This window comes from Pseudoalteromonas sp. P80D2 (genome assembly GCF_036680945.1).
Taxonomy (GTDB): Bacteria; Pseudomonadota; Gammaproteobacteria; order Enterobacterales; family Alteromonadaceae; genus Pseudoalteromonas; species Pseudoalteromonas shioyasakiensis.
The window spans coordinates 181,801-202,718 of sequence record NZ_JAZDAR010000017.1 but is presented as its reverse complement, the minus strand read 5'-3'; the positions used below and the strand labels follow the sequence as shown (position 1 = coordinate 202,718).

Below are 20,918 nucleotides of genomic sequence, written 5' to 3'. Positions count from 1 at the left end.
GTACAGAGACTCCCTCAGCAACAACCCCCGTAGGAGGCACTTCAGTGCCGAATCTAGACCATAACAAACACATTCACGGCTAAAGCCATTCCTACAAGGACACTTTGCCTAGAGCCTAGAGCCTAGAGCCTAATTGCATAGGAAGACGCAGCAACAAACACCCACACCGCGCGGCTGATAGCTGACGGCTTAAAGCTGATAGCTCTGTGATGTGTTGGGTTTCGCTTCGTTCTACCCAACCTACGCCAGACTTGCAAACTTTACTCTTGCTAACTTTCCCCTTGCTAACTCGCTAACTTTACTCTCGCTAGCTCGTAACTCACGAACTCGCTCAGCTACCGTTCATTAAATTAACTTTGCTTTGTTTATGGCTTTGATTTAGGATCAAATCAGTTTAAAAGCAAGAACTAATGGCCTGTGTCTAGATTACTTATTTGTTTATTATTATTATTTTCGAGTGCTTCAACTTTCGCTGTTGAGGTGACTAATTTATATCAAGATACTCTTAAAGTTGCAGACAAATCACGTGATGCTCGTTTGGCAGCAAGCCGTGAAGCACTGCTAAATGTGCTGGTGAAAGTGAGTGGTGATACAAGCGCAGATCAAAACCCTGTTGCTAAACAGCGCACGCGTGACATTTCAGATTACATGCTCAAATTCGAATATGACGAAAAAGCAGATGGAAGTTTAAATCTGGTTGTTAAGTTTGAGGCAAATAAGATTAATGCATTAATCAAAGATCTTGGCTTGCCATTGTGGGGCACGCGTCGTCCTTTAGTGGCTATCTGGTTAGGCATTGAAGATAACTGGCGCCGTGAATTGGTTACTCAAGAGTCTTATCCGCAGCTTGAACAGCTTATATACGACAAAGCTGGTCGCCGTGGTTTACCTGTGGTTGTGCCATTACTTGATTTACAAGACCGCGCTATTGTTGGTATCCCAGAAGTGTGGGGTAATTTCTCAGAACCCGTAGAGCGTGCATCGAGTCGTTATAGTGCAGAGCGCAGTATTACTGCAAGAATGTACCAACAAGCTGATTCAGAAACCTGGATCCTAGATTGGCGTTTCACTAATGCAGAATTATTTGATACCAATCGTTTGATGGGTGATAAGCAGCAAATTGTTGCAGATATGATTGACAGTTTAGCAGGTGGTTTAGCAGCAGAATATGCCATTGATCCAACAATGATTGGCCAACTTGCGACAGCAACCTTCTATCTTAAAGGTATCAATAACTTTGTTGATATTGAATTTGCTAAACGCCGTTTAGAGAGCTTAAGTGTTGTTACTCGCGCTGTGATATCTGTACGTACGCCTGATACCGTACAATTTATAGTTAATCACACTGGCAGCATGAATGATTTTAGAAAAGCGTTAGAACTTGATAGTGCCTTTAAAGCGTATCAGGACCCGCGTGATTTTTATCAAGTGGTCAATAAAGATGAGCTTGAATATCAGTGGCAGGGGCTTTAATCGAAGTGCAAGAACCAATGCAAATGGCATTGCCAGTTACTTTGCCTGATGATGAAACATTTACTTCTTATTTTGGTGGCGAAAACTCTCTTGAAGTGAGTCACCTTAAAGATGCGTTCACAAAGCTCAGTAATAAATTTCAATATACCTACTTATGCGGTTTAGGTGATTCTGGTAAATCCCACCTATTGTACGCGACCTGTATTCATGCCCAAGAGCGCGGTTTATCAACCATGTTACTTTCAATGCGTGAAGTGATTGATTATGGTCCTGTTGTGCTTGAAGGTCTGGAAAATCTTGATGTGTTATGTATCGATGACGTGCACTTAGTGGCAGGCAACGATGCATGGGAGAAAGGATTATTTAACTTTTTTAATCGCTTTAATGAGCCGGGCAAATACCTTGTGGTTACAGCTGATTTATTACCTGACATGCTGCATATCAATCTTCCTGATTTAGTATCGCGTTTGAAGTGGGGCACAACATTACAAATTCGCTCTATGAGCGATGATGATAAAGCGGAAGCCCTCGTACGCCGTGCTCATATGCGCGGCCTTGAACTAACTGATGAATGTGCGCGCTTTTTATTAACGCGATTAAGCCGTGATATGCGTGCATTATTAGACGTTTTAGACAAACTTGACCATGCCTCAATGGCTGCACAAAGAAAATTAACAATTCCTTTTATAAAATCAACGTTAAAGCTTTAGTAGGGCTAGAATCTAGTCCTTGCTTTCAGTTATCATTAGCTATTACAAAAATCCTTCTGTGAAAGACCAGGTACTCAATGAACTTAGAAAATATTTTAGCGCAAGCACTTGAGGCAGTTGCCAGTGCGAATGAAATCGCGCAACTAGAAGATATCAGGGTTAATTACCTTGGTAAAAAAGGTGAAATCACCAGCTTACTTAAAACGCTAGGCAAGATTGCCCCTGAAGAGCGTAAAGAAGCGGGTCAAGTGATTAACCAAGCAAAACAAGAAGTACAAACAGCCATTAACGAAAAGCGTGAGTTACTAGCAAGTAAGGCTCTTGAAGAGAAACTAGCTGCAGAAACGATCGACGTAACTTTACCGGGTCGTGTTATGCCAACAGGTGGCTTACACCCAGTAACTCGTACTATTGAACGTATTGAAAGCTTTTTTGGTGAGTTAGGTTTTGCGGTTAAATCAGGTCCTGAAGTTGAAGATGATTTTCATAACTTCGATGCGCTAAATATTCCTGAGCACCACCCAGCGCGAGCTGATCACGATACTTTCTATTTCAACCCTAAGCTTGTGTTACGTACACAAACTAGTGGCGTACAAATCCGTACTATGGAAACTGAGCAGCCACCACTACGTATCATTTCACCAGGTCGTGTTTATCGTAACGATTATGACCAAACACACACGCCAATGTTCCACCAAGTGGAAGGCTTAATGGTTGATACAGATGTAAGCTTCACTGAGTTAAAAGGTATTCTGCACGACTTCTTACGTAACTTCTTTGAAGAAGATATGGAAATCCGTTTCCGTCCTTCTTACTTCCCATTTACTGAACCATCAGCTGAGGTTGATGTTATGGGTAAAAACGGCAAGTGGTTAGAGGTATTAGGCTGTGGCATGGTTCACCCTAACGTTCTTAAATCAGTGGGTATTGATCCAGAAAAATACACGGGCTTCGCATTCGGTATGGGTGTAGAGCGCTTGACTATGCTGCGTTACGGCGTAAACGACTTACGTGCATTTTTCGAAAACGATTTAAAATTCCTAAACCAGTTCCGTTAAGAGTGAAGATATAAAATGAAATTTAGTGAAAAGTGGTTAAGAGAGTGGGTTAACCCAGCAATCGACACACAGGCTCTTTCGGAACAGTTATCAATGGCTGGTCTTGAAGTTGACGGTGTTGAGCCTGCAGCAGCAGAGTTCACAGGCGTTGTTGTTGGTGAAGTGGTTGAGTGTGGTCAACACCCTGATGCTGATAAATTACGTGTAACTAAAGTAAACGTAGGTGGTGATGAGCTACTTGATATCGTGTGTGGTGCACCTAACTGTCGTCAAGGTTTGAAAGTAGCTGTTGCGACAGTTGGCGCTGTATTACCTGGCGACTTCAAAATTAAAAAAGCCAAACTTCGTGGTCAACCTTCACACGGTATGCTGTGCGCATTCGTTGAGTTAGGTATCAGCGAGGAAGGTGATGGCATCATGGAATTACCAAGTGATGCACCAATCGGTACTGATTTACGTGAGTACTTAAGCCTAGACGACAACATTATTGATGTTGACTTAACACCTAACCGCGGTGATTGCCTAGGTATTAAAGGTTTAGCGCGTGAAGTAGGCGTACTTAACAGTGTTGATGTAAACACACTTGAAATCGCACCAGTTGCTGCAACGATTGATGACAAAGTATCGATTGAGCTTGTGAATGATGAAGCGTGTCCTCGTTATTTAGGTCGTGTAATTAAAGGTATCAACCTTGATGCAGAAACACCTCTTTGGATGGTAGAGAAGCTTCGTCGCAGTGGTATTCGCTCAATTGACCCTGTTGTTGATGTAACAAACTACGTGTTATTAGAGCTAGGTCACCCAATGCACGCATTTGATTTAAATGCGATTGAAGGTGGTATTAAAGTACGTAGCGCAAACGCGGGTGAAGAGTTAGTTCTGTTAGATGGCAACACAGCTAAACTAAACGAGTCTACGCTTGTTATTGCTGATCACAACAAAGCGCTTGCTATTGCAGGTATTTTTGGTGGTGAAAAATCAGGTGTAACTGAAGCAACATCAGATATTTTATTAGAAAGTGCGTTCTTTAATCCTGTCGCTATTGCTGGTCAAGCACGTAGCTACGGTTTACACACTGATGCGTCACACCGTTACGAGCGTGGTGTCGATTTTGCACTGCAAAAAGATGCAATGGAACGTGCGACAGCATTACTTCTTGAGATTGTTGGCGGTGATGCAGGCCCAGTTGTTGAAGCAGTCGCAACTGACAAGTTACCAAAAGTAACAGAAGTGCGTTTACGTCGTGAGCGTTTAGACCGTGTAATTGGCCACCACATTGATGATGCAAAAGTAACTGACATCCTAACGCGTTTAGGTTTAGACGTGAAAATTGTTGATGGTGTATGGAGTGCTGACGTACCTAGCTATCGCTTTGATATTCGTATTGAAGAAGATTTAATTGAAGAAGTTGCGCGTGTTTACGGCTATAACAGCATTCCTAACGTTGCACCAACTGCTAAATTAAAAATGACTAACCATGACGAGTCACATGTTGCGGTAACTAAATTCCGCAATACGCTTGTTACTCGTGGTTACCAAGAAGCAATTACGTACAGCTTCGTTGATCCAAAAGCACAAGCAATTTTACACCCGCAAAGTGATGCGCTTGTATTGCCACACCCAATTTCGGTTGAAATGTCGGCAATGCGCGTGAGCTTGATGCCGGGTCTATTAGCGTCTCTAGTTTATAATCAAAACCGTCAGCAACCACGTGTACGTTTATTTGAGCACGGCTTAAAATTCTTACGTGACGAAAATGCTGAAAACGGTGTAAACCAAGTTGCTGTCATTGGTGGTGTAATCTCAGGTCTTGCACACGGTGAACATTGGGTTCAAGAAAAGCGTAGCGTTGATTTCTATGACTTAAAAGGTGATGTTGAAGCACTTTTAGCAATTAGTAACGATTCATCACGTTTTGAGATAAAAGCAGAGCAGTCTGATGGCTTACATCCAGGCCAATCAGCCGTTATTTATGTTGATGGTAAAAAAGTAGGTTTCTTTGGTGCAGTGCACCCACAGGTGCAAAAGTCACTAGATATCAACAACACAGCATTTGTGTTTGAAATCGAAATGTCTGCACTAGAAAAAAGAAAATTACCAGAAGCAGTGGCAGTGTCGAAATTCCCGTCAAACCGCCGTGATATCGCGATTTTAGTGGAAGATCACGTAAAATCTGGTGATATTTTAAATGTCATAGAAAAAGTTGGCGGAAATCAATTGGTTGACCTAAACTTATTCGATGTGTATAAGGGCAAAGGTATTGAGCCAAATTATAAGAGTTTGGCGATTGCTCTAACACTGCAAGCGGTTGATAGAACGCTCGAAGAGAAAGATATCAATCAAGTAGTTGATAATGTGGTGGCCGCACTGGCCGAACAATTTAACGCATCGTTGAGGGACTAGATATGGCGCTTACTAAAGCCGACATAGCTGAACACCTATTTGAAAAACTCGGGATCAATAAAAAAGATGCCAAAGATTTAGTTGAAGCGTTTTTTGAAGAAATCCGCTCAGCGCTAGAAAAAGGCGAGCAGGTTAAGCTCTCTGGATTTGGTAACTTTGATCTTCGAGATAAGAAAGAACGTCCAGGCCGCAATCCGAAAACAGGTGAAGATATTCCTATTTCGGCGCGCAGAGTTGTGACTTTTAGACCAGGTCAAAAGCTAAAAACTCGTGTAGAAGTTGGCACAAGCAAAGCTAAATAAGAAAAGGCAGCGTTAGCTGCCTTTTTTATTTGTCTGAGCACTGCACATTAGCGAGTTGGAATTATCAAAACCCGCGTGGTGATACGAAGCTTCCTTCTTGGATACTGTCGTAGGTTTTTTGTGCTAAATCATCTAAGCTGTCTAGGCTTTTGCCTGCGGCAGCGAGTTGATGCTCAATAGGTAAAATATCGACATCTTCATACCCTGATAATTGTGCTACACGTGCAAAGGTGTAGGCATGCTTATACTTTTCGTGTTTGTAGAATAAGCTCACAAGAGTAGGGTAGATCTCAGGATTGGGTGTTTCACCTGCTTTATTTAACTCTAGCGTTTTGTAAAGCAAATCAATGGTTTTTTCATCATCAAACTTCACGTAGTAGCTTGCTAAGAAAAACTGCATTTCGGCATCTTCAGTCACCCGTTTATCTTGCTTTTCTTCCAGGGCGAGTAATTTAGTTAACGCAGATTGGTCGTTATTACGCGACCAATGGTAATACAACAAGCCTGGGTGGTCAGTATTTTTGGTATCTTGAAAAATTCGTGTCATTTCTTTGATACTTGTTAAATGACCCTCAACACGAGACGTGGTTTTTTCTTTTAGTTTTATATGCTCAATCTTGGCGGCAAGCGACACACATTGATCGTATTTCTCAAAATCCTTTAATAATTGGTATTTGTTTTCATCTGTTGGTGACTTATATTCAACATAACGTTGAATGATGACCTCGGCACGTTGCTCTTTACAGTGACTATCTTTATTTAAATCACTGCAGAAGCCAGGTGTTTCGTCGCACACTTTCGCTAGTGTAAGCGGATCTTCACAGCCTGCTAATGCCAATAAACCAAGCAACACGCTTGCTCTTAATAACATTCCTTAACCTCTACTTAATTTGTACTACTTTATTCTAGCGCAATGATTTGTTCTGTAACAGTGGAGAATCGTTCGAGTTTAAATTAGAATACCCCTGCCTGAGATGTGTTGCTCTCAAATCACAACACATTTTTTAAGGCTATCCGTTCAAAATTGTTTAATTAGGTAAAAAAAATGACCTCATCTCACGAGTTAGAATACACAAGCAGCTGGCAAGAACGTCAAGATTACGCAGAAAGTATGCAACCTATTATTGGTAGACTTTACCGTAATCGTGGTATCGAAATCGCTGTATATGGCCGTCCTCTCGTTAATGCCAGTACAATCGATATCATCAAAGCACACAAAACAGTTGCTCAGTTTGAAGGTACAAAACTACGTTTACGTGAAAGCTTCCCTTTCTTAGAAGCAATTAGCAAAATGGACTTAAACTCAGCACGTATCGATATTGGTAAACTAGCGTATGGTTATTTGTTTAACGATGCTGCGAAAGGTCGCTCAGTTGAAGAATACTTAACTGACGAACTAGCAGAAATCGCAAACTCAGAGCGCAAAGAGCCACGTGATGTTGTGTTATACGGTTTCGGTCGTATCGGTCGTTTATTAGCTCGTCTATTAATCGAAAAGTCAGGTCCTTATGCAGACCTTCGTTTACGTGCAATCGTTGTACGTGGCGGTAAAGACGGCGACTTAGAAAAGCGTGCAAGCTTACTTCGCCGTGACTCTATCCACGGTCCATTCAATGGCTCAATCACAATTGATAAAGAGCGCAATGCAATTAAAGCTAACGGTAGCTACATTCAAGTTATCTATGCTAACTCTCCTAGCGAAGTTGATTACACAGCTTACGGCATCGAGAACGCACTTGTTGTTGATAACACAGGTATCTGGAAAGACGAAGCAGGCCTTGGCCAGCACTTAGAAGCAAAAGGCGCAGCAAAAGTATTATTAACTGCACCAGCTAAAGGCAACATCAAAAACATCGTATACGGTGTAAACAACCAAGATATCAAATCTGAAGATAAGATTGTCTGTGCAGCAAGCTGTACTACCAATGCTATTACCCCTACGTTAAAAGCACTTAACGATAAGTTTGGTATCAAAAACGGTCACGTTGAAACAGTTCACTCGTACACAAATGACCAAAACTTAATTGATAACTACCACAAAGCTGAGCGTCGTGGCCGTGCTGCTGCACTTAACATGGTTATCACTTCAACAGGTGCTGCAAAAGCGGTTTCTAAAGCTTTACCTGAGCTTGAAGGTAAACTAACTGGTAACGCTATCCGTGTTCCTACGCCAAACGTATCAATGGCTATCTTGAACTTAAATCTTGAAAAAGGTACAACTGTTGAAGAACTAAATGCGTTCTTACGTGAAACAGCACTTCATTCAGACCTTCGTGATCAAATCGATTACACAGCGTCTACTGAAATCGTATCGACTGACTTAGTAGGTAGCCGTTACGCAGGTGTTGTTGATTCACAAGCGACAATCGTAGATGACAACCGCGTTGTACTTTACGTTTGGTACGATAATGAGTTTGGTTATAGCTGTCAGGTAGTACGCTGTATGCGTGATATGGCTGAAGTAACTTTCCCAAGCTTACCTCGCTAATACCTAAGTTATAAAGAATCTAGAAGCCAGCATTATGCTGGCTTTTTTAGTCGTGAAAGTTTTTGCAAATTTTCAGCATGTGATAGGCTGTTAAGGGTCTACACCATATTACTAACAAAACGTTCTAACTACAGAGCGTTGACTTAATTCTTAACTAACAAGCGAATAGCTAAGAATTATTTTTAACCAATAGGTTTATAGAATGAAAATCACCAGCAATTTTGACAGTGGTAATATCAAGGTTATTGAAGCCGTTGATCCACTGAATATTCAATTAGAAATTAATAAAGACAATCAGTCTGATTTTTTCCAGTGGTTTCACTTTCGTCTTGAAACAACTGCGTTTCAAAACCATAAATTACACATTAATAACCTAGAGAACTCAGCATACCCTGATGGCTGGGAAGGTTATCATGCGGTTGCATCATACGACCGTCAAACTTGGTTCCGTGTACCATCTGAGTACGCAAACGGCACACTATCATTTGAAGTAGAGCCTGAGTGTAGCAGCATGTACTTTGCTTACTTTGCGCCATACAGCTATGACCGCCACTTAGATTTACTAGCATGGGCACAAAGCCAGCATGCTTGTGAATTAGAAACATTAGGCGAAACCCTTGATGGTCGTGACATGAGTGTTTTACGAGTGGGTATTCCTAGCAGTGAGAAGAAAAAAATCTGGATCACGGCGCGCCAGCACCCAGGCGAAACTATGGCTGAGTGGTACGTTGAAGGTTTACTTCATAAATTACTTGATGATGAAGACCCACATGCAGCGGCACTATTATCTAAAGCGGTATTCTACATCGTGCCAAATATGAACCCAGATGGCAGTGTGCGTGGTCACCTACGTACTAACGCTAAAGGCGTTAACTTGAACCGTGAATGGCAAACACCGAGCATGGAAAATAGCCCTGAAGTTTTCTTAGTGCTTAACAAAATGCGTGAAACGGGCCTTGATATGCACTTAGATATTCATGGTGACGAGGCAATTCCTTATAACTTTGTTGCGGGTAGTGAAGGTATCCCAGGCTACGATGATCGCTTAAAAGAGTTAGAAGATAGCTTTAAAGCTGCGCTTTTAACTGTGACGCCTGAGTTCCAAGACGAACATGGTTATCCAAAAGATGAGCCGGGCCAGGCTAACTTAACTGTCGGTTCTTCTGCTGTCGCGCATGAATTTAATGCATTAGCTTACACGGTAGAGATGCCATTTAAAGATAACGATGATTTACCAGATCCAGATTACGGCTGGTCAGATCGTCGCTCGTATCAATTTGGTCAAGATACGTTAGCGGCTATTGTTAACGTGGTTGATAAATTAAGATAACGAACCTTACGGGCATCAGCAAAACTGATGCCCGTAATTGTATCTATTGACTGAAAAATGACGGTGTAGAGCAGGATGCATCAAATGTTAACGAGGTAGGTACATTTAGCATATTGAAAATTAACTGTTAACAAACTTGGTGGGTTTAAGTTAATATTCAATATGTTCAGCTGTGAAGTAACAAAATCTCATTTTTATTTCTCACAGTCATCGTGTCGCGCATTCTCACAAGCTCACGCTGAGTATCGTAACTAACAATAAAAAATATAATCATAGAGGATATCCATGGAAGCTTTAGTAAGCGCCGTTAATGACATAATTTGGAGTAGTGCACTCATTTATTTATGTCTAGGTGCAGGTCTGTTTTATTCCGTTTTAACCCGATTCGCACAAGTAAGACATTTTAAAGAAATGTGTAAATTATTGCTTAGCTCTAATAATTCAGATACGGGTATTTCTTCGTTCCAAGCACTTGCTGTATCGTTATCAGGCCGTGTAGGTGTCGGTAATATTGCCGGGGTTGCTGCAGCAATCGGCTTTGGTGGTCCAGGGGCGATTTTTTGGATGTGGATAGTTGCGTTCCTTGGCGCAAGTACTGCGTATGCCGAGTCAACTCTTGGTCAGATTTATAAATCAGAAGAAGATGGTCAATATCGCGGTGGTCCAGCATACTACTTCGACCGCTGCTTACAGCAAAAGTGGTTAGCAGTATTATTTGCAGTATCGGCGATTATTGCTTGTGGTGTGTTCCTTCCGGGCGTTCAAGCGAATGCAGTAGGTAATGCATTCACACAAGTTTTTGGTGAAGGCACATTGGTTAGCACCAGCTTTGGTGAAGTAGGTAGCTTTAAGCTTGTTGCGCTTGCAATCATCTTAATTGTACTTGCATTTATCATCTTTGGTGGCATTAAACGTATCGCAAACTTCACACAAATCGTGGTGCCATTTATGGCACTAGGTTACATCGTGTTAGCTTTAATCGTGGTGTTCTTAAACCTAGATAAAGTGCCAGGTATCTTCTCAATGATCTTATCTGATGCATTCACCGCGCAAGCAGGCTTTGGTGCTGCTATTGGTTGGGGTGTGAAACGTGGTATTTACTCAAACGAAGCAGGCCAAGGTACGGGTCCACATGCAGCATCAGCTGCTGAAGTTGATCACCCAGCTCAACAAGGCTTAGTGCAAGCATTTTCTGTTTATGTTGATACCATTTTTGTTTGTACAGCAACGGCGTTAATGATTCTAATCACTAAACAATACAACATTGTGGGTGAGTTACCTGCAGGTCAATTCATTGTGCAAAACGTTGATGCGGCAACAGAAGTAGGCTCTGCTGCTTTCACACAAATGGCATTATTTAGCGTATTTGGTGGCTTCGGTGAAGCATTCGTTGGTATTGCTTTATTCTTCTTCGCATTTACCACAATTCTTGCTTATTACTATATTGCTGAAACGAACGTTGCTTACTTAAACCGTTATTTCAAAGGCAACATTCCACTGGTTATTGTTAAGCTAGTCATCATGTTTATGGTTGCTTACGGCATGGTAAACAGCTCTGGTTATATCTGGAATATTGGTGATATTGGCGTAGGCTTAATGGCCTGGATTAACATTGTCGGTATTTTGGCTATTTTCTTTGTCGCAAAACCTGCCCTTAACTGCTTACGTGATTACGAAGATCAAAAGAAAGCCGGTGGCGAAATCACTTTTGATCCAGTTAAATTAGGCATTAAAAATGCGACTTTCTGGGAAAAGCGTCTAGCTGAAAAGGCGAAACAGAAACAATAAATCAGGTTTTTGAGTTTTTGTAGTGAATTTAGTTGTGCAGCTTTTCGAATCTTCACAAATGAATGAAATTCAAATAAGACATCGACTCATAAAACAAGTACAATAAAGGGCGCCTAAAGGCGCCTTTTTTATGCGTAGTATGGAGAAAGATATGGCGATTATTAGTTGCCCGCAGTGTGCAAAATCAATATCTGACAAACATAAGCAATGCCCGCATTGTGAATGCCAAGTCACCGATCTAAGCAATGAGCAATTGCAGCAAATGCAAAAAGAAACGCGCATTCGTAGACAACAAAAGTTTATGAATCAGTCTTTCCTCGCACTGATTTTATTTTTAGGGGGCTTTTTCTGTTATTACTTTATGCACCCCGAAGCAAAGTCTCTTGAGTGGTATGCCTATACATCGGCAATGGCAGTAGGTTTTGTGTGGTATCTTGTAAGCCGCATCTATTTAGTTGTTTTAAAAAAGAAAAAGTAACATGAATATTGATCACATCGTTAAAAATATCACCCCAGAAGTATTTGAACGTCTTCAGTATGGTGCCTCAACGGGTAAGTGGCCTGACGGCACTCCATTATCAGAAGAGCAAAAACAACAAACCGTTCAACTCGTGATGCTTTATCAAGCTAAAGTTTCGCAAAGCAATGAGCAGTTTACCATTGGCGCAAATGGTGAAATGGTGCAAAAGAGCAAAGCTCAATTGCAAAAAGAATTCGCATCAGAAAATGAAATAGCTAGGTTTAGTGAAAATGATCTTTAAACACCTGTTTACTCCAAAGTGGAAGCACCCTAAAAACCAAGTGCGTTTAGCTGCGGTAGAACGTCTTGATACAGAGCGTGACCTTAGCATCTTAAATAGCATTGCCCTTGAAGACAGCTCAGCTGAGATCCGCAAAAAAGCATTAAACAAAGTGAACGATATTGTTTTATGGTGGCAAGCATACAAGCAAGACCAAGCACTTAAAGACGTTGCAGAACAGCATATTAACCAAGCGGTTTTAAATACCGATAGCCAGCTAGATGCAAATATCAAAAATGAGTTTATTGAGCGTTATGCACCAGTCAAAACTCTTGAGAAACTCGCCTTTGCAGAAAAAGAACTTCAAGTTCGTGTTAAGTTATTAAAGCGTTTAGCAAACCCAAGCTTAATTGATAAAGCTTTTAAAGAAGGCCGTGAAGAGCTGCAATTGCAACTTGTTGAGCTTGTGATTAATCATCAACTTGCTAAATCACTATTAAAGCATGCAAAAGGTGAGGCACACACACAACTGGCGACTCATCTTGACAATGAACGCTTAGCGATAGAAATGCCTGCCAAAGTAGAAGCTGATACACGTGTAGTATTAGCAAAGCTTAATGCGCTTCGTGATAAAAATGACTTTCAGTTAGTGTCGATGCAACATGCTGAGTTATTACAGCATTGGCAAGCTATCGAACTAAAATGGCTGAGCGATGAGCAAGTAAGCACGCTAGATAAAAAATATTCAGCGATTACGCAAAAGCTTGAATCTCATATTGCAGTTTTAAGTAAAGAGCATGAAGCAGCGCAGCAAGCGTTAGCTGAGCAACAACGTCAGGTATTAGCACTTGCAAGCCTTGAAGCAATTGGCGAAGAAATTGAAAATGCATTGCAATTAGGCTTAGAAACGCCAGAGCAAATTCAGCAAGATTGGCTCGAGGCAAAAGTTGCAGAGGCAAAAGATGCGTTAGCAGAGGCGAACTTATCTGAGAACAAACATGTTAGTGATGTAAAACTGCACTTAACAAATTTATTTAACCAAGTCGAACAGTTACCGCAACTGGTTAGTGCTATTGCTGAGTTTAAAGAGGCATTTGATCAATTAAACTCAGTTGCGACAACCGAAGACGAAAGCGAGTTTGACGGGCTAAAACAGCAGTTTGAGCAACAGCAAAAATTAGCACGCAAAAAGCTGGCAAGTATTCCTAGTCGTTTACAGGGTCGCTTTAAAGCCAATTTAGCTGAAGTAGTAAACAGCTGGCAGCAAGCGATGGCACCGCTAACGAATAAGTTTGAGAAAAATCAACAAACAGCGAAGCGTAAAGCTCGCGATGTAAAACGCTTAATTGACCAAGGTCGCTTTAATGTTGCCTTTGGTGTGTTTAAAGGTTTTGAAGAGCTATACGCAACACTTACAGACTATTACAAGCAGCCATTAAATAGCTTGAAAGCTGATTTAGAAACACAGTTAGCAGAAGCAAAAGATTGGCAAAAATACGCATCAGCGCCAAAGCGTGATGCATTACTTGTTGAAGTAAATGAACTTGTTGCAACCGAGTGCACAGACCCTAAACAACGCGCAGAGCAAGTTAAACAGTTACGTCGTCGTTGGAATGAGTTAGGGCGTTTAGATACTGATGCAGAAAAGCAGCAAGGCGAGTTATTCGATCAACAAATTGAATTACTGTTTGCGCCGTGTCGTGAGTATTTTGCAGAGCAGGAGCAACAACGTGAGCAAGCTAAAGCACAGCGCGTTGAAATAATCTCGCAAATGCAGCAGTTAACAGAGCTTGATACCTCTTCTGATGAGTTTGATTGGAAGCAGTTTGAAAGCAAGTTTAACCGTACCGCTAAAGCGTGGCGCTCTGCAGGCAATGTAGATCCTAAAACATACCGTGAACTACAAACGCAATTTAAAGCTGCGCAATCACAAGTTCAAGGTCAACTTGCTGCATTTCATAAAGCAAATGCTGAGCAAAAAGCTGCACTTGTTGAGCAAGCAACACAGTTATCGCAAAGCGATGATTTAGCTGCTGCGTGCCAGGAGCTAAAAGCACTTCAACAAACATGGCAGACTATTGGCTTTGCTGGAATGAAAGCTGAAAACACTTTATGGCAGCAATTCAGACGAGTTAATGACGACACCTTTGCTAAGCGCAGTGCCGAGTTTGAACAGCAAAAGCAAGTTCAGCAACAAAATGACGAAGTTGCCGCAGAGCAATTAAGTGAGCTTGAGTCTGCACTTGAGACCGTGGTGCACCTTGCACAGCTTAAAGATTTAACAGTGAAGCTTGCAGAGCTTGAGTACTCAAAAGCATTATCGGCACGCGTGACTCAGTTAGAGACAGCGATTAGCGCAAAAACAGCGCAAATCAGCAAACAAGCAGAGCAGTCTAAGTTAACGGCTTTATTTGCTGCTCTTGAGAGCGGCAGTGAACTGCCTTCGCAGTTCCAAGCTTCATTAATAACTAATCTAAACGCTGCGCAGCTGTTAACTCGTATCGAAATTCTAGCGGGCGTTGAATCGGCTGATAGTCAGTTACGTATGACAGAGCAAGTTGCGATGTTAGATGATAAACACCGTGGCGAGCACGCAGATGTTTATTATTACTTAAAGCAATTACTTGCAGTCAGTGAGGGTTCAGTTTCAGCTGACACACTAGCAAGGCTTAAAGCAATATTTGCAATTTAACGAATAAAACCGCTTTTTTAAGCGGTTTTTTTCCGTGTGTTTTTGAGGAAAACAATGAGAATTTTATTACTACTTACCTGTTTATTTTTAGGGGCATGTAAAAGTACAGATCAAGGGATGTCTGTTTACTCGTTTACCAATTCTGAAATTGAAGCAGCCCTTGCTAATCAATTACCAAAACTAAGTGAACAGATTAAGCTGATGGGCTTACCAGTTGATTTTGCGGTAAACGACCTAAGTGTCAATGTTGGCCCAGATAAGCGTGATGTGGTGGTTTTAGGGGCCGATTCTAGCGCTGTTATCAAAGCGTTTGCACTTAAGTATCCAGTACGCTTAAAACTACAAATTGAAGGCAGCCCATTTTATGACAGCGAGAAAAAAGCGGTCTTTTTACGTAATGTAAAACTGGTTGATACAACAATCGACACCGCGGGTTTCAAGGGCAGCTTAAACTTATTAAATGACCAAGCAATGCAAGTAATTAACGGCTTTTTAGCGGTTAACCCTGTCTACAAGCTAAATATGAATGACCCTAAAGTCGCACTATTGAGTAAATTGCCATTAGATATGAAAGTATCTCAGGGTGAAATTATATTAGTGCCAACACTATAAAACTATTCGATATATTAAAGCGGCTTCTAGCCGCTTTTTTTGTAATTGCTTGTTAAGCATGTTCAACCTTGTCATAATTGCTTCGTGATATTTCGCGAATTGAGTGATGGCTATGATCAAGGAATTTTTAAACGACCCCACATTACTGCTAAATGCCGTAGGTGAAGGTATTTATGGCTTCGATTTATCGGGTAATGCAGTTTTTGTAAACCCTGCTGCGGAGCGCATGACGGGCTGGAAAGCAGACGAACTCCTTGGTAAAAAAATACATCAATATCATCATCATACTCGTAAAGATGGCTCACCATACCCGGCGGATGAATGCCAAATATATTGCACTATGTTCGATGGCAAGCACCGTCATGTAAACGATGAAGTATTCTGGCGTAAAGATGGAAGCTATTTTGCTGTTGAGTATACTTCAACGCCAGTTTATAAAAATGGTGCCTTGATTGGGGCAGTCGCGATTTTTCGCGATGTATCCAAACAACAGCAAACAGAAGTGGCGTTACGTGATGCCTTAGCACAAGTTCAGCACTTATCTGAGCAGCTACAAGCTGAAAATGCTTACCTTATTTCAGAGTTAAACGAAGATTGGCAAGACTCTGGCTTAGTTGGGCAAAGTCATTCATTTCAAAGTATGCTCGAGCAAATTACCTTGGTAAGCCAAACCAATAGTACGGTTTTGATTTTAGGTGAAAACGGCACGGGTAAAGAGCTGGTGGCTCGAAACCTTCACCGCTTGAGCAATCGTGCTGAGCAACCTTTCATAAAAGTAAACTGCGCGGCGTTTTCCGCCAACTTAATTGAGTCTGAGTTATTTGGTCATGAGAAAGGGGCGTTTACTGGCGCTAATGAACGCAGAAAAGGGCGTTTTGAACTGGCTGATAAAGGCACTTTATTTTTAGATGAAGTGGCAGAGCTGCCATTAGAGGCGCAAAGTAAATTACTGCGTGTCCTACAAGAGCAAGAGTTTGAGCGCGTTGGGGGCAGTCAAACTTTAAAAGTTGATATCCGAGTGTTAGCTGCAACAAACCGTAACTTGTGGCAAATGGTTGAGCAGGGTAGCTTTCGAATGGACTTGTATTATCGCCTAAATGTCTTTCCTATTCGTGTGCCTGCGCTTCGTGAACGCAAGGAAGATATTCCACTACTTGCAGCAAATATTATTACGCAGTTAAACAAGCGCTTAGGTAAACAGTTAAAAGGGCTAAGCAAAGCAACACTCACTAAGTTAGCTAATTATGATTGGCCTGGTAATATTCGTGAGCTACAAAATATCCTAGAACGTGAAGCTATTCTGTCTAAGCAAGCTGTATTACAGCTGTCTGCACCTTTGAGTAACGAGCAATCAAATGAGCAGGTGGTTTCTCTTGATGCTGTACAAAAGCAGCATATTTGTGAGGTGCTAAAACGCTGTAACGGGCAAATATCAGGTGAAAATGGTGCCGCAACCTTGCTGGGCCTGCCAGAAAGTACCCTTAGATCAAAGATGAAAAAGCTGTCAATAAAGCGCTAATTCGTGATATATCGCGAGTATTCGCGATATATCGTGCTTTTGAACGTTCAAATATAAATTTAATTATTTAATATCAATGACTTATTTTGAATTTGTGTTGGCCTGATTGTTGCTCTGTCAGGCTATTACCGACACAAAAGTAAGTAGCAAAATGAAATTTGATATTAAAGAGCAAGACTTAATCATCAAGCCCTACAACCAAGAAGGGCCAATTTATATTCGTGAGCAAAAGGGGTATTTCCAACGTATCCGCCGTTACTTAGGCTGGGTGCTAATGCTGACGTTCATCGCCATTCCGTGGATCCCCTATGATGGCCGTCAAGCTGTATTACTCGACGTAGCCAGCCAAAAATTTACTTTATTTGGCTTAACGCTATTACCACAAGATTTTATGATCTTAGCCATGTTATTTATGACAGGGGCGTTTGCTTTGTTTTTCGTCACTAACTGGTTAGGTCGTGTCTGGTGTGGTTACACTTGCCCACAAACAATTTGGATGCTGATGTTTACTTGGGTCGAACATAAAGTGGAAGGTAACCGTAATCAGCGTATTAAACTTGATAAAGCTGATTGGTCAGTGAGTAAATGGCAAAAGAAAATCACTAAGCATGCAGCTTGGCTGGTGATCTCTTTGCTTACATCTATGTCATTTATGGCTTATTTCATTCCCGCTAAGTCTTTATACATGAGCTTATTTACCTTAGAAATGTCTGGGATCGTCAGTTTTTGGGTATTCCTGTTTGCATTTTGTACCTATGGCAATGCGGGATTCTTACGTGAAAAAATGTGTACTGTGGCATGCCCTTATTCACGTTTTCAATCAGTGATGTTTGATAAAGACACGTTAGTTGTTACCTACGATCAAGCGCGAGGGGAGTCTCGTGGTGCGCGTAAACGTAAAGCCGATCCTAAAGAGTTAGGCTTAGGTGACTGCGTAGACTGTAACCTATGTGTTGAAGTATGTCCGGCGGGTATCGATATTCGTAATGGCTTGCAGTATGAATGCATAAACTGTGGCTTATGTATTGATGCGTGCGATAGCACTATGGAAAAATTCAACTATCAAAAAGGCCTTATCAAGTACGCCTCTGAAAAACAAATGGAAGGCAAAACGACCAATCCATTTAGGTTAAAACTGCTTGGCTATGGTGGTTTAACAGCGCTGTTTGTCGTTGGCATGGTTGTGTGGATGGCAATGCGTACACCTATTGAGGCTTCTGTCATTCGTGACCGTAATGCCCTGTACCGTGTAAATTTTGAAGGATTAGTAGAAAACCCATATACCTTATCAATTATCAACAAAACACAGCATAGCTTGAGCTATTCAATCGGCATCAGTGGTATTGAAGAAGCAAGCTTACAAGTGCCTGAAACGATAACTGTTGAGGCAGGTCAGATGAAGCGTGTGCCTGTCACTGTGGTTGCAGATGGCTACGAGCTGAAATCAAAAGTAACGCCTATCAGTTTTCACATTCAAGCATTAGAAGATGCTGATATAGCAATAACTAAAGAATCTAAGTTTTACCGAGATTAACCCAATCACGGGTCTAGAAACGAAAATGGCTTGTTTTTAACAAGCCATTTCTGCAAATTCGAGCTGCTTCAGCACATAAGCCTTAGCGCTGTCTAAATCATCAAATAAGCAGTCCATTATTTGAATCGGTGATTGCGCTTGTGCAATGATGCGTTTCATCTGATTAAGCACAATAGACGAGCTAAACATATAAGCGGTGGCTATACAGTTAGTGCCTTGCAGGGCACGAAATAATTGGGTAAAACCACGTTCTGCATCAGGGGTGGTAGCAAGTAATTGGGTAGAATGACTAATATACGCCCACGGCTTTCCAGCTAAAGCAGTAATATGCTTTTTTAAATCGACTGCAAAGTCATTGACCAAACGTGCGTTAATATTACCAGAAAATTGCCCAATAATAATTGGACCATCGGTGATGATACTGACACTGCCATAGTGATTCTTAAATTCCAATTTGCTTCCCTTTTGAATTAAAAAGAGCGCGAATTTTATACAATTCTATGTATGTGTCTAGTTATTTAGTATACAAATTTCAAAAAACATAACTTTTTCATTAAATTTGTATATGTGTAAATTTTATCTAGTTATTTAGGTTTGGGGTGGATAAATCATTCACCCCAGATTTAAAATATAACTAACTATTTGTTAACAATATAGTTCAAAGCACCGGTAATTGAGGCTACTTGTGCATCAATACAAATTGCGTCATTGGCCTGTGGGCTATCAGGGTAAACCTCTGTTGTTGTGACATATTCTGCATCGGTTAAGCCCATACATAACCCCAGTTTTTTCGCTTGGTAATTAATTACACCAAATTGAGTTTGTGGCACACCAATCAACTGGTTATTCTCATCACTTGGTGCGATGTGGGTTACTTTTTCAACTGATTTTATAATCGCTGTTTGAAATGCATCATGCGGGCGCTCACTATCAGCAACAAGGTAAAAGCCATCCGGGATGTTCCAGTTATCGTGGGTCGTTGCATCACGTGCTGCAAGCGCAGGGCGAAACTCACTATTATCAGTGTCTGTAGTTTCGTGTAGGTCAATATGCACATAAGGTGCAATAGCGTTGTCGGCTAAATACTGCATGATTGCTGCAGACTCTTCAGCTGGGCTATCTGCATAGAAAGAGCGATTTGGATCAGTGGCATTTGGATTCCAGCGGTTAATCGTTTCATAACCCCATGGGCTGATACACGGAGCCACTAAAATATTAAAATCAGCAAAGTAGTCTTTGGCACTTCTCTTAGCGAACGCTAAAGCACCATGCACACCACTTGTTTCGTAACCATGAACACCACCGGTAACCAGCACAACAGGTTTATCAGCTTGCCACTGCTTGCTCTTTAAAATGTAAAGTGGGTATTTGTCGCTGTCGTAACTTAATGCGCCATATTGCTCAATACTGAAATCGCTTGCTAAAGAGTCTAGTTGCGATACAACATCATCTAAATAGCTACGCTTTACTGACTGTAATTCAAACCATGCTTTCTTATCTTCTTCGTTCCACGGCTTACCTGGGGTTCCAATAGGGTAACTCATAAAATACCTTGTTGTGACTTGCTGCAAAACGCCAAGCTTATCTAAGCTGTTAAGCTGCTGCAACTAGATAAGCTCAGTAGTAAAGTTACCTTGCTCGTACAGCTTTGCATGATGGTGCTTATGGGTCTCAAATAAGTATTTACGCAGTGCATCTTCACCCTGACACACTTTCACTATTTTTCCGGCAATTCCTTTGCTGGTCGTTCGTATTGGCTTTACGCTAAGTATAACGTGTTCTTCACTAGGTAAATTAAATGCCAACAGTATCTCTTTATTAAGATCGGGTGATTGACGCTTTGGCTTGAGTAACACGCCTGTGCTTGATAAAGACAATATTTGAAATTGCTCTGTGTGTATTTCGAGATCAGGCGTACGCCAGCTGCGTTCGATACCTTTGGTATCTATTACTTCTGGTGCGCTAAGTACAGGGATAAGCTGGCCATTCTTGTCCTTGGTAAATTCAAGCGGAAACCACAACTGGTAAATTCCTACTTCAGCAAGTAGTGTCAGTTTGGCATTGGTAAGTAAGCCGTTTAATTTATCAGGCAAATTAAGCCTAACAGACATTTTTGTATCGGTTGGATCGCTATCAGTCCGTTCAGCCTCGAATAAACGGTTGAAAAAAGAGAGTTCTTGTTCGGATAAATGTGCCATATAAAGCTCCTTTTAAAGCACGCTTACTTATATGTATCATAAATTGTTCAAATTATGCACGTATAACGAGC

18 protein-coding genes are annotated in these 20,918 nt (G+C 41.3%); 14 read left to right on the top strand and 4 right to left on the bottom strand.

From position 1 onward, the window contains the following. The first annotated feature begins 417 nt into the window (after positions 1-417). The 5 genes from VRK28_RS01965 (at position 418) to ihfA (ending at position 5,946) form a co-directional block, all read left to right on the top strand. Positions 418-1,473, top strand: coding sequence for a DUF2066 domain-containing protein (locus VRK28_RS01965; protein ID WP_062565108.1), 1,056 nt, complete (start codon positions 418-420; stop codon positions 1,471-1,473). Beyond that, on the top strand, positions 1,473-2,183 hold the full coding sequence (hda, locus tag VRK28_RS01960) for a DnaA regulatory inactivator Hda (protein WP_171037157.1): 711 nt from the start codon (positions 1,473-1,475) through the stop codon (positions 2,181-2,183). Before VRK28_RS01965 ends, hda begins: the two co-directional genes overlap by 1 nt. 77 nt (positions 2,184-2,260) lie before the next feature. Next, positions 2,261-3,241 (top strand): phenylalanine--tRNA ligase subunit alpha, encoded by a 981-nt coding sequence (pheS, locus tag VRK28_RS01955; RefSeq protein WP_054552893.1) that lies wholly within the window; start codon positions 2,261-2,263, stop codon positions 3,239-3,241. Positions 3,242-3,256: 15 nt separating this feature from the next. Then, positions 3,257-5,644, top strand: coding sequence for a phenylalanine--tRNA ligase subunit beta (pheT, locus tag VRK28_RS01950; protein ID WP_062565109.1), 2,388 nt, complete (start codon positions 3,257-3,259; stop codon positions 5,642-5,644). A gap of 2 nt (positions 5,645-5,646) precedes the next feature. Beyond that, the gene (gene ihfA / locus VRK28_RS01945; RefSeq protein WP_002960690.1) at positions 5,647-5,946 is read left to right on the top strand and encodes an integration host factor subunit alpha; all 300 of its coding nucleotides are present in this window, start codon (positions 5,647-5,649) and stop codon (positions 5,944-5,946) included. A 64-nt stretch (positions 5,947-6,010) separates the two neighbouring features. On the opposite strand, the gene VRK28_RS01940 is transcribed toward ihfA, so the two are convergent. Next, positions 6,011-6,817: a DUF2989 domain-containing protein gene (locus tag VRK28_RS01940; protein ID WP_058584753.1), complete on the bottom strand. Its 807-nt coding sequence runs from the start codon at positions 6,815-6,817 to the stop codon at positions 6,011-6,013. 174 nt (positions 6,818-6,991) lie between these two features. Here VRK28_RS01940 and VRK28_RS01935 point away from each other — a divergent pair, with 174 nt between their 5' ends. The 9 genes from VRK28_RS01935 to ccoG all read left to right on the top strand — a co-directional run bounded on the left by VRK28_RS01935 (position 6,992) and on the right by ccoG (position 18,649). After that, positions 6,992-8,434 (top strand): glyceraldehyde-3-phosphate dehydrogenase, encoded by a 1,443-nt coding sequence (locus VRK28_RS01935; protein WP_054561210.1) that lies wholly within the window; start codon positions 6,992-6,994, stop codon positions 8,432-8,434. Positions 8,435-8,636: 202 nt separating this feature from the next. After that, positions 8,637-9,764: a M14 family metallopeptidase gene (locus VRK28_RS01930; protein ID WP_054561211.1), complete on the top strand. Its 1,128-nt coding sequence runs from the start codon at positions 8,637-8,639 to the stop codon at positions 9,762-9,764. Between the two features lie 285 nt (positions 9,765-10,049). Continuing rightward, on the top strand, positions 10,050-11,552 hold the full coding sequence (locus VRK28_RS01925; RefSeq protein ID WP_062565110.1) for an alanine/glycine:cation symporter family protein: 1,503 nt from the start codon (positions 10,050-10,052) through the stop codon (positions 11,550-11,552). Positions 11,553-11,703: 151 nt separating this feature from the next. After that, positions 11,704-12,030 carry a hypothetical protein gene (locus VRK28_RS01920; RefSeq protein ID WP_054553080.1) on the top strand — a complete coding sequence of 109 codons (327 nt, stop codon included), beginning with the start codon at positions 11,704-11,706 and terminating at the stop codon, positions 12,028-12,030. Between the two features lies 1 nt (position 12,031). Further along, positions 12,032-12,313, top strand: a complete 282-nt coding sequence (locus tag VRK28_RS01915; RefSeq protein WP_054561213.1) for a YeaC family protein — start codon at positions 12,032-12,034, stop codon at positions 12,311-12,313. Next, complete coding sequence (locus tag VRK28_RS01910; RefSeq protein ID WP_062565111.1) at positions 12,303-14,984, top strand: DUF349 domain-containing protein; 2,682 nt, start codon at positions 12,303-12,305, stop codon at positions 14,982-14,984. The genes VRK28_RS01915 and VRK28_RS01910 overlap by 11 nt, the downstream gene beginning before the upstream one ends. Before the next feature lie 54 nt (positions 14,985-15,038). Further along, entirely contained in the window at positions 15,039-15,596 is a 558-nt protein-coding gene (locus tag VRK28_RS01905) for a DUF1439 domain-containing protein (RefSeq protein ID WP_332393178.1), read from the top strand. A 112-nt stretch (positions 15,597-15,708) separates the two neighbouring features. Further along, the gene (locus tag VRK28_RS01900) at positions 15,709-17,115 is read left to right on the top strand and encodes a sigma-54 interaction domain-containing protein (protein ID WP_062565112.1); all 1,407 of its coding nucleotides are present in this window, start codon (positions 15,709-15,711) and stop codon (positions 17,113-17,115) included. A gap of 151 nt (positions 17,116-17,266) precedes the next feature. Beyond that, positions 17,267-18,649: a cytochrome c oxidase accessory protein CcoG gene (gene ccoG / locus VRK28_RS01895; protein ID WP_062565113.1), complete on the top strand. Its 1,383-nt coding sequence runs from the start codon at positions 17,267-17,269 to the stop codon at positions 18,647-18,649. Positions 18,650-18,685: 36 nt separating this feature from the next. On the opposite strand, the gene VRK28_RS01890 is transcribed toward ccoG, so the two are convergent. From VRK28_RS01890 to VRK28_RS01880, 3 genes are all read right to left on the bottom strand, one after another. Next, the gene (locus VRK28_RS01890; RefSeq protein ID WP_062565114.1) at positions 18,686-19,102 is read right to left on the bottom strand and encodes a hypothetical protein; all 417 of its coding nucleotides are present in this window, start codon (positions 19,100-19,102) and stop codon (positions 18,686-18,688) included. 185 nt (positions 19,103-19,287) lie between these two features. Then, positions 19,288-20,193, bottom strand: a complete 906-nt coding sequence (locus tag VRK28_RS01885) for a M14 family metallopeptidase (protein ID WP_062565364.1) — start codon at positions 20,191-20,193, stop codon at positions 19,288-19,290. Between the two features lie 63 nt (positions 20,194-20,256). After that, the gene (locus tag VRK28_RS01880; protein WP_062565115.1) at positions 20,257-20,847 is read right to left on the bottom strand and encodes a hypothetical protein; all 591 of its coding nucleotides are present in this window, start codon (positions 20,845-20,847) and stop codon (positions 20,257-20,259) included. Positions 20,848-20,918 lie beyond the last annotated feature (71 nt).

What these genes read in the sequence shown, in the direction of transcription:
- pheS (WP_054552893.1), top strand. Translation starts at nt 2,261, where the DNA reads ATGAACTTAGAAAATATTTTAGCGCAAGCACTTGAGGCAGTTGCCAGT.
- pheT (WP_062565109.1), top strand. Translation starts at nt 3,257, where the DNA reads ATGAAATTTAGTGAAAAGTGGTTAAGAGAGTGGGTTAACCCAGCAATC.
- ihfA (WP_002960690.1), top strand. Translation starts at nt 5,647, where the DNA reads ATGGCGCTTACTAAAGCCGACATAGCTGAACACCTATTTGAAAAACTC.
- VRK28_RS01940 (WP_058584753.1), bottom strand. Translation starts at nt 6,817, where the DNA reads ATGTTATTAAGAGCAAGCGTGTTGCTTGGTTTATTGGCATTAGCAGGC.
- VRK28_RS01935 (WP_054561210.1), top strand. Translation starts at nt 6,992, where the DNA reads ATGACCTCATCTCACGAGTTAGAATACACAAGCAGCTGGCAAGAACGT.
- VRK28_RS01930 (WP_054561211.1), top strand. Translation starts at nt 8,637, where the DNA reads ATGAAAATCACCAGCAATTTTGACAGTGGTAATATCAAGGTTATTGAA.
- VRK28_RS01925 (WP_062565110.1), top strand. Translation starts at nt 10,050, where the DNA reads ATGGAAGCTTTAGTAAGCGCCGTTAATGACATAATTTGGAGTAGTGCA.
- VRK28_RS01920 (WP_054553080.1), top strand. Translation starts at nt 11,704, where the DNA reads ATGGCGATTATTAGTTGCCCGCAGTGTGCAAAATCAATATCTGACAAA.
- VRK28_RS01915 (WP_054561213.1), top strand. Translation starts at nt 12,032, where the DNA reads ATGAATATTGATCACATCGTTAAAAATATCACCCCAGAAGTATTTGAA.
- VRK28_RS01910 (WP_062565111.1), top strand. Translation starts at nt 12,303, where the DNA reads ATGATCTTTAAACACCTGTTTACTCCAAAGTGGAAGCACCCTAAAAAC.
- VRK28_RS01905 (WP_332393178.1), top strand. Translation starts at nt 15,039, where the DNA reads ATGAGAATTTTATTACTACTTACCTGTTTATTTTTAGGGGCATGTAAA.
- VRK28_RS01900 (WP_062565112.1), top strand. Translation starts at nt 15,709, where the DNA reads ATGATCAAGGAATTTTTAAACGACCCCACATTACTGCTAAATGCCGTA.
- ccoG (WP_062565113.1), top strand. Translation starts at nt 17,267, where the DNA reads ATGAAATTTGATATTAAAGAGCAAGACTTAATCATCAAGCCCTACAAC.
- VRK28_RS01885 (WP_062565364.1), bottom strand. Translation starts at nt 20,193, where the DNA reads ATGAGTTACCCTATTGGAACCCCAGGTAAGCCGTGGAACGAAGAAGAT.
- VRK28_RS01880 (WP_062565115.1), bottom strand. Translation starts at nt 20,847, where the DNA reads ATGGCACATTTATCCGAACAAGAACTCTCTTTTTTCAACCGTTTATTC.